14 protein-coding genes are annotated in these 13,401 nt (G+C 44.0%); 9 read left to right on the top strand and 5 right to left on the bottom strand.

What is annotated here, in order from left to right; translation table 11 throughout:
* The first annotated feature begins 20 nt into the window (after window positions 1–20).
* The 5 genes from ABD744_RS15960 to minE all read left to right on the top strand — a co-directional run bounded on the left by ABD744_RS15960 (window position 21) and on the right by minE (window position 4,233).
* Complete coding sequence (locus ABD744_RS15960; RefSeq protein ID WP_344799529.1) at window positions 21–1,835, top strand: hypothetical protein; 1,815 nt, start codon at window positions 21–23, stop codon at window positions 1,833–1,835.
* 39 nt (window positions 1,836–1,874) lie between these two features.
* Window positions 1,875–2,213 carry a HopJ type III effector protein gene (locus ABD744_RS15955; protein WP_344799527.1) on the top strand — a complete coding sequence of 113 codons (339 nt, stop codon included), beginning with the start codon at window positions 1,875–1,877 and terminating at the stop codon, window positions 2,211–2,213.
* Between the two features lie 24 nt (window positions 2,214–2,237).
* On the top strand, window positions 2,238–3,107 hold the full coding sequence (gene minC / locus ABD744_RS15950; protein ID WP_344799526.1) for a septum site-determining protein MinC: 870 nt from the start codon (window positions 2,238–2,240) through the stop codon (window positions 3,105–3,107).
* A gap of 64 nt (window positions 3,108–3,171) precedes the next feature.
* Window positions 3,172–3,978 (top strand): septum site-determining protein MinD, encoded by an 807-nt coding sequence (minD, locus tag ABD744_RS15945; protein WP_344799525.1) that lies wholly within the window; start codon window positions 3,172–3,174, stop codon window positions 3,976–3,978.
* A gap of 3 nt (window positions 3,979–3,981) precedes the next feature.
* Window positions 3,982–4,233, top strand: a complete 252-nt coding sequence (gene minE / locus ABD744_RS15940; RefSeq protein ID WP_344799524.1) for a cell division topological specificity factor MinE — start codon at window positions 3,982–3,984, stop codon at window positions 4,231–4,233.
* Between the two features lie 62 nt (window positions 4,234–4,295).
* Here minE and ABD744_RS15935 read toward each other — a convergent pair whose 3' ends face one another.
* A complete protein-coding gene (locus tag ABD744_RS15935; protein ID WP_344799523.1) occupies window positions 4,296–5,303 on the bottom strand; it encodes a DUF2804 domain-containing protein in 1,008 nt (335 codons plus the stop codon).
* Window positions 5,304–5,436: 133 nt separating this feature from the next.
* On the opposite strand from ABD744_RS15935, the gene ABD744_RS15930 reads away from it, so the two are divergent.
* Both ABD744_RS15930 and ABD744_RS15925 read left to right on the top strand, forming a co-directional pair.
* Window positions 5,437–6,417, top strand: coding sequence for a DUF3187 family protein (locus tag ABD744_RS15930; RefSeq protein WP_344799522.1), 981 nt, complete (start codon window positions 5,437–5,439; stop codon window positions 6,415–6,417).
* 195 nt (window positions 6,418–6,612) lie between these two features.
* Complete coding sequence (locus ABD744_RS15925) at window positions 6,613–7,329, top strand: OmpW/AlkL family protein (RefSeq protein WP_344799521.1); 717 nt, start codon at window positions 6,613–6,615, stop codon at window positions 7,327–7,329.
* A 71-nt stretch (window positions 7,330–7,400) separates the two neighbouring features.
* On the opposite strand, the gene nhaA is transcribed toward ABD744_RS15925, so the two are convergent.
* Entirely contained in the window at window positions 7,401–8,585 is a 1,185-nt protein-coding gene (nhaA, locus tag ABD744_RS15920; RefSeq protein ID WP_344799520.1) for a Na+/H+ antiporter NhaA, read from the bottom strand.
* Window positions 8,586–8,696: 111 nt separating this feature from the next.
* On the bottom strand, window positions 8,697–9,188 hold the full coding sequence (locus ABD744_RS15915) for a Crp/Fnr family transcriptional regulator (protein ID WP_344799519.1): 492 nt from the start codon (window positions 9,186–9,188) through the stop codon (window positions 8,697–8,699).
* Between the two features lie 189 nt (window positions 9,189–9,377).
* On the opposite strand from ABD744_RS15915, the gene ABD744_RS15910 reads away from it, so the two are divergent.
* A complete protein-coding gene (locus tag ABD744_RS15910; RefSeq protein WP_344799518.1) occupies window positions 9,378–10,304 on the top strand; it encodes a putative RNA methyltransferase in 927 nt (308 codons plus the stop codon).
* Window positions 10,304–10,714: a YchJ family protein gene (locus ABD744_RS15905; RefSeq protein ID WP_344799517.1), complete on the top strand. Its 411-nt coding sequence runs from the start codon at window positions 10,304–10,306 to the stop codon at window positions 10,712–10,714. Before ABD744_RS15910 ends, ABD744_RS15905 begins: the two co-directional genes overlap by 1 nt.
* A 66-nt stretch (window positions 10,715–10,780) precedes the next feature.
* Here ABD744_RS15905 and ABD744_RS15900 read toward each other — a convergent pair whose 3' ends face one another.
* Window positions 10,781–12,118 (bottom strand): DUF1329 domain-containing protein, encoded by a 1,338-nt coding sequence (locus ABD744_RS15900; protein ID WP_344799516.1) that lies wholly within the window; start codon window positions 12,116–12,118, stop codon window positions 10,781–10,783.
* 221 nt (window positions 12,119–12,339) lie between these two features.
* Entirely contained in the window at window positions 12,340–13,296 is a 957-nt protein-coding gene (gene trxB / locus ABD744_RS15895) for a thioredoxin-disulfide reductase (RefSeq protein WP_344799515.1), read from the bottom strand.
* Window positions 13,297–13,401 lie beyond the last annotated feature (105 nt).

Here is a 13,401-nt window from a genome sequence, read left to right as displayed (position 1 = left end):
AAAATCGTTAGGGAACGACAATGAACAAAACCAAGTTGATAGCTTTATTCAGTGCATTACCACTGGCGGTTGCCATCACCAGTGCCATTGAAGCGAAAACATACAGTGACGAGTTTCTTCAATGGAAACAGCAAACCATGACAAGTTATCAACAATATAAAGACGAGCGGGACAAAGCTTTCACTGATTTTCTGAAAAAACAGTGGAAAGAGGTGGATACAGAAGAAGGTGTGGTTCGAGATGCCACACCAAAACCTGTGGACATGCCGATCGCAAAGCCAAAGCCAGTAAAAATAAAAGAGCCATTACCGGTTGTAAAGCTGCCGGAAACAGTAAAACCTCTGCCTCCTAAGCCTGTCGTGACCGCACCCACCACCGATATACCTGTGGTCTCAATGCCAGTGGACAAGAAGCCACAAAAAGAACGGCCTGTATTTGATCAACCGTTAGCAGATCTACCAAAAATTGATCTTCCCGATGTCAGCCAGCCTGAACTAAAGAAGCCGGAAACAGAAAAACCCATTATCGAACAACCTAAGCTCGACCAGCCTGTGGTGAAACAACCGGTCATCATCGAAGAGCCTAAGATTCAAAAGCCAACTATAGAACAACCAGTTATTGAGCAACCTGTTATTGAGAAACCTGTTATTGAGAAACCTGTAGCTGAGCAACCTAAAAAACCCATCACTACACCCATTGTTATTGCAGACCCTAAAAAGAAACCTCTGCCAAAATACTCTGGGGTAAAACATACATTTAACTTTTTTGGTCGCAAGACCACCATCTACGCGGACAGAAAACTGTCCAAAGGACTGGGCCACAAATACAACAGCAAAACCATCGCGGATGGCTGGTCCAATCTAAGCCTGACCGACTATGAACCCGTACTGGAACAGCTCTCCCACATCGCAAACACACATAACCTGGGCGACTGGGGAAAGGTTCAGCTTGCTTTTGCGCTCACCAAGAAGCTGTACCCATCGAACATCAACAACCAAAGCTTCGCAACCTGGTTTCTGCTGATCAAACAAGATTATCAAGCCAGGCTGGCCTATAACGACAAAGGCGTTTATTTATTAATTCCTGCCAATGAATCACTTTATGAGGTCACGTTCTTTACATTTGGCGGTAAACGCTTCTATGCCGTATCTCCGGATGGAAAGTCCAAAGATTTAGGCCGGGTATTTACCTATGATGGAGAATACCCAAGAGCAGTCGAGCCCGTCAGCATGAAAGACAACTTAGCCTTCAGCGACGAAACCAACTACAAACAACGCAGCTTTAAATTCTCTTTTGACAAACGACAGCATAGAATCACACTGAATGTGAACCCTAGCCGTGTGAATTATTTAGCCAGTTATCCACAGATGGACATTGACCAATACTTTGTCTCACCGGTGGATACTGTTACGGCCAACGATGCTCTGGCTCACTTCAGACCATTACTTGAAGGTAAAACCGAGCTGGAAGCTGTAAATATGTTACTTCGCTTCGTCCAAACCGGTTTTGAATACCAAACAGATGATCAACAGTTTGGCTACGAAAACTACCTGTTTGCCGAGGAGACTCTGACCATGCCAGCCTCCGACTGCGAAGACCGCTCGGTGTTATTTGCCTGGCTGGTTCGTGAACTTCTTGGCCTGGAGGTCGTCGGACTAGACTACCCGGGCCATATTGCTGCAGCCGTACACTTCAGTAAGCCAGTGCCAGGAGATAAAGTTGCCTGGAACGGGAAGGACTACACGGTCACCGACCCAACCTATATCAACGCAAACTCAGGCATGACCATGCCGGAAGTGGCAGCACACAAACCCAAAGTAGTGGCAATCCAATAAGATTGCCTTTATTAGTTCATCCTTTATTAAGAAGAAATCATGATTAAAGAAGTTTTTATTAAAAGCCTTAACAGTAAGTCCCACTCTTTTCAGGAAACCATGGATTACATCGAAGCGAACTACCGCTTCACCCCCGTTGCCTTCACTGTAGGGGAACAAGTCAACGAATCAGGTACCAATCAAGGATCATGTAAGATTTTCTGCTTGGGCAAAGACCTTAATCTTTCTGAAGAACAAGTACTTGAGTGTTTCGGTGACTTCTATCGCAACGACGTATTAAAAAACCCGGAAGGCGACGATCACCAAAACATTCGAAACTTTATCAAACACGGCTGGTCCGGCGTTAAAATCGAAGCAAATGCACTTACATTAAAATAATTACTTCTTCGGATTAAAAATAACATGACCAGCAATGCCTTTGCTTTAAAGAGCCAAATGATTCCGCTCACAGTAATAGAGTTTACCTCGAATGATGAGCAAGCCTTTGAACAACAGATCGCACAAAAAGTGGCCACCAGCCCGGCTTTGTTTGATCGAATGCCTGCCATTCTAGGTCTTGACGAATTAGAACCTGTTACCGAATCACTGGTTCAGAAATTGTTGTTTATTATTCGTAAAAACAACATTCTGCCCATTGCTTTAAGAGGGTCCGATACGCTTCAATCACTTGCCCAGAAGCTCGACCTGGCCTGGATTCCTCCTGGCCGTAAAAAGCTTCAAAAACAAGCGCAGAAAGCAAAGGCCAGCATAGAGGCGAATGAAAGCTCGGAAAAGAGCGGCGAAGGCATTGAAAACACCCCATCGCCCAAAATAGAAGAAGCGGTTGCATCAACCCCCACTGAACAACTGGAGTTAAGCTCGCCCGAAGCGTCCTCGGTAGAAGACACTCCGGAAGCCCCCCCTGCCGACAGCCGTTCATCGGAAGTACTCATACAAAATACTCATATTCCGGCCAAAGTAATCAGCACGCCAGTGAGATCTGGCCAACAAATCTATGCAAAAGACACAGATTTAATTATTTTGTCACAGGTCGGTCAGGGCGCTGAAGTAATTGCCGATGGCAATATCCACATCTATGGAACCCTCAGAGGTCGTGCGATTGCAGGGGCCAGCGGCAATCAACAAGCCAGAATTTTCTGCCAATCATTGCAGGCCGAACTGGTCTCAATCGCCGGAATTTACAAGGTAAGCGATGATCTTCCGAGCGATCAACTGGGGCAAAGCTGCCAGGTTGGCCTCAAGGAAAACAACTTGCATATAGACACGCTTTAACCAATAATCGCCAGAAACATAAAATTCCGCCCGTAGGGATAGAGAGAGTAAATACAGGACTTACATGGCTAAAATAATTGTTGTCACCTCTGGTAAAGGGGGCGTTGGTAAAACTACCTCCAGCGCTGCAATCAGTACCGGTCTCGCATTAAATGGACATAAAACTGTTGTCATCGATTTTGATGTAGGTCTTCGTAACCTGGATCTGATTCTTAACTGTGAACGCCGAGTCGTTTTTGACTTTGTTCAGGTACTGAATAAAGAAGCAACACTGAAACAAGCGTTAATCAAAGACAAACGTTGCGAGAACCTTCATATCCTTGCTGCCTCTCAAACCAGAGACAAAGACGCACTGACCAAAGAAGGCGTAGGCGAAGTATTGGATGAGCTGTCAAAGGAATTTGACTATATCATTTGTGATTCTCCTGCAGGCATTGAGCACGGTGCTCTTATGGCCCTGTATTTTGCAGATGAAGCCATCATTGTGACCAACCCGGAAGTTTCTTCAGTACGGGATTCAGACCGAATCATCGGCATACTTCAGAGCCGATCCCGTAAAGCTGAAGCCGGAGAAACGGTCAAAGAACATCTGTTAGTCACCCGCTATAACCCGGTTCGAGTTGAAAAGGGTGAAATGTTATCGGTAGAAGACGTAGAAGAAATCCTGGCTGTTCCACTATTGGGCGTCATTCCTGAGTCCGAGTCGGTTATTCGTAACTCAAACCAGGGCACGCCTGTTATTCTGGATGAAAAAAGCGATGCCGGTTTGGCCTACAAAGATATGGTTTCTCGTCTGCTTGGTGAACAAGTTGACTATCGCTTCCTTGAAGCAGAGAAAAAAGGCTTTTTGAAAAGAATGTTTGGTGGCTAAGAGATGAGTATTTTTAGCTATTTCAAGAAGGAGCAAAAGGCCTCTGCTTCCATTGCCAAAGAACGCCTACAAATCATAGTGGCACATGAGCGTACCACCAGAACACAACCGGACTATTTACCTAAAATGCAAAGGGAAATTCTGGAAGTGATTCGTAAGTACGTGCCCATTTCAGAAGAAGACGTTCAGGTTCAGCTGGAGAACTCTGATGAGTGCTCGGTACTCGAGCTTAATATCACTCTGCCTGAAGCCTAAGTATCAACCATAAAAACACAATCTGAACAGGTTGTGTTTTTATATTCATTTATGGCTATACATCACCACTTGGCATAATGATCTTCAGCAAACCCAGGTTGGTTTTTTAACTGAATTTCCTCTCCTTGATCTGTCACTAAACTGCCACTGTAATAACCAAACATTTGCTTAAAGTTTGAAGCCAATACCCCTACATTTACTTTTTCTGTGCGCTTTCCTTCAGGCTGAAACGTCAACTTTACTCGATCACAATCTGACTCAACACGCCAGGGCTCCTCAGGCGAATGGCGATTAAAAGAAAATCGAACAGGCCCAAGCTTATGCAGCGTACCATCAACCCAAAAACCATTCTCGGTAATGCCTGTTTCATTCACCCCCGAAGCCAGGTTCAAGCCGATTTGTCGAGCTTCAGCGTCTCTGCCGGATAAACAAGCCCAGTTCCAGGCCGTCTCTCGGCGCATAAAGCCACAACTCCAATCAGCACTCCCCAGTACATCCATCTTTGAAAGTTCGAAGTTATGATCTTTCACATTCAAATAGCCGCTGCAATCCAAGCCTGCCGTCTTTTGAGTAAACACCCAACCGTTATAACCCGCTTGCGAACAAACCCTCAGTGGTTGATAACCTTTGTTTTGGGTTAATGTCAGCTCGGCATTGACATGTTTTGTTTTTAAACGAACGCGGGTAACTTCATTATGCTGCTCAAAATAACACTGAGTGCCGGGCAACAAAAATCGTGACGCCCCCAAATCAGGTGAAGTTCCAATGTTAGTACCTAGCCCCATAGGTGCCAACTTACTTTCTTCCACCAACAAACCATGCTCTTTATGCCACACATAATAAAAGCAGTTGCTAACCAACTTTAAATTCACAATGGCAATACCTGCCATGAAATCAGGGCCTAGCAAACCAATAAAATGAAACTGATTAAATTTGAAGTTTTTACGCCAACCGTTAACTTGATTATCCATTGTATTTTGTAGCGGATAATCCTGAAAATTAACTTCGCTGACGGGTTCCTTGAGCCACCCGAACCTTGGAGCGCCACTGTGACTGACTAAGTTGGTCATTTGTTCTTACCTGTACTGAGATAAAAAATATTACCTTAAAGAATCCGGTGAGTAATTGCTATATCCAAACTATCTATCTAGGATGGATATTTATTCGTATTTATAATTAACACAGAAAGGGAACTTCATAATAGTGAATAAGTTGGCCACTACTTTAGGTACTCTAACCCTCCTGACTCAGTCCGCAAACCTTTATGCCGAAAGCCAGGAGCCAATACAAAGCCACTTCTCTTCGCCAATTGAAGGCTTATTTAACATCCCCTCCTTTTCCGGTACAAATATTCAAGCAGAAGGCTCCAAACAATTTGCCCTAAGAGCGGAAATCATCAGTAACGCGGTAGCCATGAGCAACTCAAAAGAAAGCGTACGCTTTGATGGAGAAACCTGGCGGCTAACCCCACGCTGGCGTTATGGGTTCAAAGAAAATTGGCAGTTTTCTCTGGAGCTGCCCCTGATCCGACACACCAGTGGTTTTTTGGACAGTTCGATTGATACCTTCCACGAGACATTCCAGTTAAGAGAAGGCAGCCGTGACGACTTTGATCGCAACGAATTACTCTACGGCTATTCCAACCAAGGCAGCCTTGACTATCGCTTAACCGACAACACCAATGGCATCGGCGACTTAAAACTCAAAATCAGCCATCAACTTCCTACCAACATGCCATTAACCGCTCACATACACCTAAAAGCACCGACCGGTGATGAAGATGACCTAATGAGCAGTGGCAGCTGGGATACAGGGCTAAGCTTGAGTTACTTAAAGCCTGCGCTTTTCAACGTTGAGTCGCTGACTACCGCCCTTGAAGCAGGCCAGCACTACCTGAGCAGCAGCGATCAGGTTCGCCACCAAAACAATTGGATGACCACGTTAAATGCAGGTCTGTTTTGGGGTATTAGCGAGTCGGTCACCCTTAAAAGCCAACTCGAAGCACACACCGCCATTGCAGACAGCGACTTAGAACCCCTAGGCAGCGAGGCATTGCAGCTTACCGCTGGAGTCACCTGGCAGTCTTCACCAGATACCGCCTGGGATTTTGCACTTATTGAAGACATTCGTACCGACTCAACATCCGACGCATCCTTCCTGGTCGAGTGGTCTCAATCCTATTAGCCTTAAAATATATAAGGATTATATTTAGAACCCCACCTTTACCTGATACAGATCAATACAGCCCAATGAAACGAACGTTTGAGTAAAACGGGCGTTTCTTTAGTTGATCCAAATCAATGCCTTACTACCCCTAACTCATAAACTACGCCTAACCAATTCAAAACATACTTCTATTCGGTGACTTGGAGAAAGCGAATGAAAATGAATAAGTTAGGTGCTGCAATCATTGCCGCCACAGTAACATTAACAGGTGCAACAACCACGTATGCACACGAAGCAGGTGATTTTATAATTCGCGCAGGTGCTGCAACTGTCGCTCCAAAAGACTCCCCAAATAATAATGTTGATCAAATTTCTGCTTTGGGTGCAGGGTCAAACATTGAAGCAGATAATGACACCCAATTAGGTTTGAACTTTGTTTACATGCTAACCGATAACTTCGGTTTAGAGGTGTTGGCTGCATCACCATTTGAGCACGATATTCAGGTGTCATTATCCGGTGTTGAAGGTGTTACAGGCATTCCTGACGGCAAATACGATGTGGGTTCAACGAAGCAATTACCTCCTACGGTATCACTTCAGTATTATATGCTGGACAAAACATCAAAGGTTCGCCCATACGTTGGTCTAGGCATTAACTATACAATGTTCTTTGATCAAAGCTCTTCTGGCCCATTTGATAATCTAGACCTTGATGATTCAATGGGCATATCCGCTCAAGTTGGTGTCGATGTGATGGTAACAGACCAAATTTTATTTAACGCATCTGCATACCGTATGGACATTGACACGGATGCTACTGTCGACTTGAATGTCCCTGGAGGAGCAGCGGCAGGTCAAACATTGAGACTCACTTCAGACGTAACCATTGATCCTATGGTTTATATGGTCAGTGTTGGTTACAAGCTTTAACCTGTAACCAAAGACGTAAAAAAATGCCGAATCAATGATTCGGCATTTTTGTTTTTGGATCATAACCCGTTTTACTGTTTATTCCCCTTGGGTAAGGTCTTATGCAAAACCAAAAAGCCCACCACCGAAGAAAGTAAAGAACCCAGCAAAATACCCAATCGGTCATTAAATAAGTTCTGGTTACCACCCCCTTGCTCAAACGCCAACGCACCAATGAACAAACTCATTGTAAAACCAACGCCACACAAGATGGATACACCGTACAACTGCGCCCAAGTAACACCTTTAGGTAACTTAGCAAATCCGGCCTTAATCACCACCCATGCAAAAGTAAACACACCCACCTGCTTACCAACGAATAAGCCCATAGCAATACCTAAAGGCACAGGGTGAAGTAATCGATCCAGAGAAATGCCTCTCAGATCCACCCCTGCGTTTGCAAAAGCAAAAAGAGGAATAATCAAAAACGCTACAGTGGGGTGAAGGTCATGCTCAAGACGTTTTGCAGGAGAAGCACCGTCTTCGTCTTCCGCCCTTAAAGGAATAAAGAAAGCCATCAGAACACCGGCTAGCGTTGCATGCACACCCGACTTCAGTACCGAAACCCAGAGTACAATACCCACCAAAATGAACGGAGTAATGTTCGTTACGCCCTTTTTATTTAAGACAAAAAGAATGGCCAAACTGACAGCTGAAATAACCAAAGATTGAACAGACAAATCACTGGTATAAAAAAGCGCGATAATAACAATGGCGCCAATATCATCGATAATGGCTAAAGAAACCAAGAAAACTTTTAGAGCAACGGGAACACGGCTGCCCAACATCGCTAAAATACCAAGCGCAAAAGCAATATCCGTTGCAGCAGGGATCGCCCAACCGGTTAGTGCTCTCGGGTCATCATAGTTAAAGAAAACATATACCAGGGAAGGGATCGCCATCCCACCAACGGCTGCAGCAGCTGGCATTATGACCTGCTTAGGGTCAGATAACTCGCCTTCGATCAACTCCCTCTTTAGCTCTAAACCAATTAGAAAAAAGAAGATCGCCATCAAACCGTCGTTAATCCATAACAACAATGGCTTAGTTATTTCGAACGTTCCAACCGAAATTCCCATCTTGGTTGAAAGAAACATCTTATAAAAGTAATCCAACGGCGTGTTGGCAAAAATCAAAGCCAGTGCAGTTGTTAGCATCAACAAGATGCCTGGCGCAGCTTCCATTTTAAAAAACTTATTAACCAAATTTGATAGCATTAATTAAACCCTATATAAACTCAGAGAGGCCATATTTTATATAACTTAAAATAATATACCACGACATCTATATAATTAATTTGACAGTACATATGCCTTTTTAATCGTCTATCAGACCAAGTCAACAAGCTGACCACTCACCTGACGAAGCCTTTGACTCATCAAACTTGAGATCTTCCATAAAATCTTAAAAGCCAGCTTAGGCTGCTTATCCGACATTTCAAGAAACTTTTCTTTCGACAACAATAAACAAATACAATTGGATGTGGCCTGCACCTCTGCCGATCTTGGCTGGCCATCAATCAAACTCATTTCTCCAAACGTTTGCGGGCTTTTCACCCGGGCAATGGACTTTTTCTGATTATTCGCCGAAGATTTAAAAATCTCAGCCGTACCTTCGACAAGAATTGCCATCGTTTGGTTCAGTTGTCCTTCCGAAAAGAGCACTGTGTTCATTTTCACCTTAAACGCCTGGATAAACTTGCCTAAGTTGATCAACTCATCCCAGGAAAAATCATTACCCCACGTTGTTTTATCAAGCAACTTTGCCAATTCTTCAGGATTCAGTGGGATTCTTTCAATGTTTTTGTCCTTAGCAGACATGCTTTGCCCTCTAACCATACAACTCTCTGATTTACAACTAACACAGTATAACGCCTGATCGTTTAGCAATTCTGCTTAAACTCGATAATTTAAAAAAATTGCCGACGAAGTAAATTCAGCAATTTTTCAACTCCATTCCTAAGGTATAATTTGCATTTTGATTTGCCGTACCTTTCCTGAGAAAACGCTATGACCTCAACGACACTCAGTTGCCCTACTTGCGCTACGCCTTTGACCTTATCTGATAAGTCACTCAGCTGCTCCAATAATCACTGCTTTGATCAAGCAAAACAAGGGTATTTCAATTTATTACTGTCTAACAAGAAAAAGTCTAAACAACCCGGAGATAACGCTGAAATGGTGGCTGCCCGTCATGTATTTTTAGAAACCGGCATCTACCAACCTATTTCAGACGCACTCAATCAGGTCTGCCGAGAGCATTTACCAACTACGAAATTAGCCACCAGCCAATCAGCCAACACCATTTTAGACATCGGCTGCGGCGAAGGTTATTACACAAACCGGCTTTGGCAAGCCCTTGCTGATCAGGAACAGGCCAGTGAGGAGTGCACCTATCAAGATTACACCGGTCAAAAGCCCGCAAATAAAAACACCTTAGAACTGATCGGTCTTGATATTTCCAAAGACGCCATCCGCTTTGCAGCAAAACGCAATAAAGACATCACCTGGATCGTTGCTTCGGGTGCGGAGATTCCTGTCAGCCCTCACAGCCAACAGTTAATCACCTGCTTATTTACTCGCTTAATGCCTGAAGGCATGGCAAAAGCGCTAGCAACATCGGGTAAATTAGTCGTTGTCACCACAGGAAAACAGCATTTGCTGGAGATGCGGAACGTACTGTATAACGACGTCAAAGAACAATTCATGAACCCGGAAGCAACACTGAACTCACTCTTCAATAAAGTGACTGAACAAACAGTGCAATATCAGCATACATTAATCAGCCAGAATCAGATTTCCAGCCTGTTAGCCATGACCCCACATCAATGGCGTGCACCGGAAAGCGGTCGGTTAAAACTTCAATCTCTGAATGAACTGGCCATCACCATTGATGTCACCATTACCGTTTTTGAGCCAATTCCGAGGACAGTCTAATGATACTCAACCAAAATAAAACCAAACCTTGTCCATGTGGCAGCAACAAACGATTCGACCTGTGCTGTGGCCCTTACATCAATGGAGTTAAGAAACCGTCTACCGCCAAAGCACTTATGAAAAGCCGTTTCACTGCTTACGCTTTAGCTAATGAAGAGTATCTGAAAGCAACCTGGCATCCATTTAGCTGCCCACAAAAGCTGGAATTAAACAAAGACAAAACTCAGTGGCAACAACTTAAAATTCTTGGATCAAAGAAGGGAAAGTCACTGGATAAAAAAGGATGGGTTGCGTTTGCCGCATTTTACCTTGATGAATCAGGACAACAAGGCGTACTGAAAGAGGAGTCGCTGTTTGTTCGTGAGGCAGGCCAGTGGTTATATCATTCTGGAACCCCAATCGAAGATTGAACACCCAACATTCAAACATAAAAAAGGGAGCTGAGGCTCCCTTTTTTAGTCAATTAAAACTTGAACTTAACGAACACCGGATCGACGTAACGCAGAAGGCGTATAGTCTTTCTTAGAGCTGCGATAGTCGAAGTTATAACCTTCTGTATCTACAGACATGCCGAACGCATAGTATCTGCCGTTATTCAGATCATACAAAATTTCAGCTGCATACCAAGGTACGTTCACATCATAAAGTTGTGCACTGTGCGCTTCACCAATCCGCCATAGCTGACCACGAGCATCGTAGTGGTCGACATACACAACCGAATATGAGTCTTCATCGAAGTAGAAAGTTCGGCTAGCGTAAATGTTGCGAATACCATCTTTCAGCTTAGCTTCCACCTGCCAAACACGGTGCAACTCATAACGTGTGTGATCCTGATTAATGTGTCCTGCCTGAATCAGATCTTCATGGCTCAGAGACTTATTCATTAACTGGTAAGAGTTATACGGAATGTAAATTTCCTTCTTGCCTTTCAATTCCCAGGTATATTGATCCGGAGAACCGTTGAACATGTCGTAGTTATCTGCTGTACGCTGGCCATCAGACGCTGTACCTGGTCCGTCATAAGCAACCTGAGGCGCACGGCGAACACGACGCTGACCTGCATTATAAACCCAGGCACGACGTGGCTCCTTTACCTGATTGATGGTTTCTTGCACCAAAAGTACATTACCGCCTAAACGAGCCGGTGATTTAATGATCTGTTTGAAATAGAACAGGCTGTTCTCTGACGGATCACCAACGAACTTTAGCTCATCGGTTAATACGATCGGATTAAACGAACCGTTTTCATTTGGAACAATCTGAGCAACCGTTCGCTGAACATCGCGTGAACGATAACGCGTTACATGGTTCCATACCAGTTCAACGCCTTCTTTAGGAAGGGCGAAAGGCACTGTTTCATCGTATTTATCGATGCCATTACCGTTATCAACCAACACCGCTGTTGTCGCGTTTGCTTTTGCTTTTTCATAAACAAAATCAGGATAAGCAGCAGTACGGCGAGTCTGATACACAGGCATTTTGAAAGTGTCAGGATAGCGTTTGAACATCGCCTGCTGACCTTCGGTTAATTGATCTGCGTACTTTTGATAATTCTGAGACGTAATAACTTTGGCAGGCTTATCATCAGCAAAAGGATTGATGTATCCCTGCTCATTTTTAAATCCACCAGGACCTTCAGTAAGACCACCCGTCCACGCAGGAATAGTTCCTGTTGCATTACCTGCTTTTTCTGCACCGATTGGTGTGAGTTCCTGACCCAGTTTCGCTGCTTCTTTAGGACTGACAGCAGCTACTGCAAAACTTGTAGAAAGAGACAATAAAACTGCAAGTACTTTACCATGAGTAAAATGCATTACTTACCTTCCAGATCAATATGTAGATAACTTGATCGCATTCCAATCGCCTGAATGACAGATCCGTCTTGTGAGCGGGCGCCATTATACAGAAATAGTGACACCCTTCACAAAAACGGATGTAACGTTTTGTAACACAAATCACATTATAGACAAAAAAAAGCCTGCGATAGGCTCGCAGGCTTATTTTAAGAAAAACGTATTAGACTATATGAAAGAGATTAATCTTCCAGACTGTCCAAATAACGCTCTGCATCCAAAGCAGCCATACAACCTGTACCCGCTGAAGTAATGGCCTGACGATAAATGTGATCCATAACATCGCCTGCAGCAAAGACACCAGGAATACTTGTTTGCGTTGCATTACCTTCAGAACCGCTTTGTACCTTCAGATAACCGTTGCTCATATCCAACTGGCCTTCAAACAAGCTGGTGTTTGGTTGATGCCCGATAGCAATGAACACACCATCAACATCGATCTCTTCTTTCTCACCGGTTTGACTGTTTTTGATGCGCATTCCGGTAACACCGGCATCATCGCCCAATACTTCATCCAGTTCAGAGAACCACTTGATTTCAATATTGCCGTTCTCTGAACGCTCACGAATTTTATCTTGTAAGATTTTTTCAGAACGGAAAGAATCACGACGATGAATCACAGTAACTTTAGAGGCAATATTTGATAGGTATAACGCTTCTTCAACAGCCGTATTACCACCGCCCACAACAGCCACGGGCTTGTTGCGATAGAAAAAGCCATCACATGTTGCGCAGGCTGAAACACCTTTGCCCTGAAATGCCTCTTCACTTTCCAGACCTAAATATTTGGCACTAGCGCCAGTACAAATGATTAAAGCATCGCAGGTATAGACACCGCTATCACCTTCCAGGCGATAAGGCTTTTCGTCTAACTTAGCGGTATGGATGTGATCAAAAACAATTTCTGTTTCAAATCGTTCAGCGTGCTGCTGCATACGAGCCATTAAGTCCGGCCCTTGAAGACCATCTACGTCACCGGGCCAGTTATCTACATCCGTCGTCGTCGTCAGCTGACCACCCATCTGCATACCAGTAACTAAAACAGGGTTAAGATTAGCACGTGCAGCGTAAACAGCAGCGGTATAGCCCGCAGGACCCGAACCCAAAATCAACAGTTTGCAATGTTTAACATCACTCATAATGTAGGCCTATTATTGTATCGTAGATAAAATTGCCGCTAGTGTAATAAAACTCGATCATTAATTGTATTAAAAAGATTTAATAGAACTCATAAGAAATTTTAA

Source organism: Litoribacillus peritrichatus (assembly GCF_039537985.1).
GTDB lineage: Bacteria > Pseudomonadota > Gammaproteobacteria > Pseudomonadales > Litoribrevibacteraceae > Litoribacillus > Litoribacillus peritrichatus.
Note: the sequence above shows the minus strand (reverse complement) of the source record. Positions and strands in the feature narration are given on the sequence as shown.

What these genes read in the sequence shown, in the direction of transcription:
- ABD744_RS15960 (WP_344799529.1), top strand. Translation starts at nt 21, where the DNA reads ATGAACAAAACCAAGTTGATAGCTTTATTCAGTGCATTACCACTGGCG.
- ABD744_RS15955 (WP_344799527.1), top strand. Translation starts at nt 1,875, where the DNA reads ATGATTAAAGAAGTTTTTATTAAAAGCCTTAACAGTAAGTCCCACTCT.
- minC (WP_344799526.1), top strand. Translation starts at nt 2,238, where the DNA reads ATGACCAGCAATGCCTTTGCTTTAAAGAGCCAAATGATTCCGCTCACA.
- minD (WP_344799525.1), top strand. Translation starts at nt 3,172, where the DNA reads ATGGCTAAAATAATTGTTGTCACCTCTGGTAAAGGGGGCGTTGGTAAA.
- minE (WP_344799524.1), top strand. Translation starts at nt 3,982, where the DNA reads ATGAGTATTTTTAGCTATTTCAAGAAGGAGCAAAAGGCCTCTGCTTCC.
- ABD744_RS15935 (WP_344799523.1), bottom strand. Translation starts at nt 5,303, where the DNA reads ATGACCAACTTAGTCAGTCACAGTGGCGCTCCAAGGTTCGGGTGGCTC.
- ABD744_RS15925 (WP_344799521.1), top strand. Translation starts at nt 6,613, where the DNA reads ATGAAAATGAATAAGTTAGGTGCTGCAATCATTGCCGCCACAGTAACA.
- nhaA (WP_344799520.1), bottom strand. Translation starts at nt 8,585, where the DNA reads ATGCTATCAAATTTGGTTAATAAGTTTTTTAAAATGGAAGCTGCGCCA.
- ABD744_RS15915 (WP_344799519.1), bottom strand. Translation starts at nt 9,188, where the DNA reads ATGTCTGCTAAGGACAAAAACATTGAAAGAATCCCACTGAATCCTGAA.
- ABD744_RS15910 (WP_344799518.1), top strand. Translation starts at nt 9,378, where the DNA reads ATGACCTCAACGACACTCAGTTGCCCTACTTGCGCTACGCCTTTGACC.
- ABD744_RS15905 (WP_344799517.1), top strand. Translation starts at nt 10,304, where the DNA reads ATGATACTCAACCAAAATAAAACCAAACCTTGTCCATGTGGCAGCAAC.
- ABD744_RS15900 (WP_344799516.1), bottom strand. Translation starts at nt 12,118, where the DNA reads ATGCATTTTACTCATGGTAAAGTACTTGCAGTTTTATTGTCTCTTTCT.
- trxB (WP_344799515.1), bottom strand. Translation starts at nt 13,296, where the DNA reads ATGAGTGATGTTAAACATTGCAAACTGTTGATTTTGGGTTCGGGTCCT.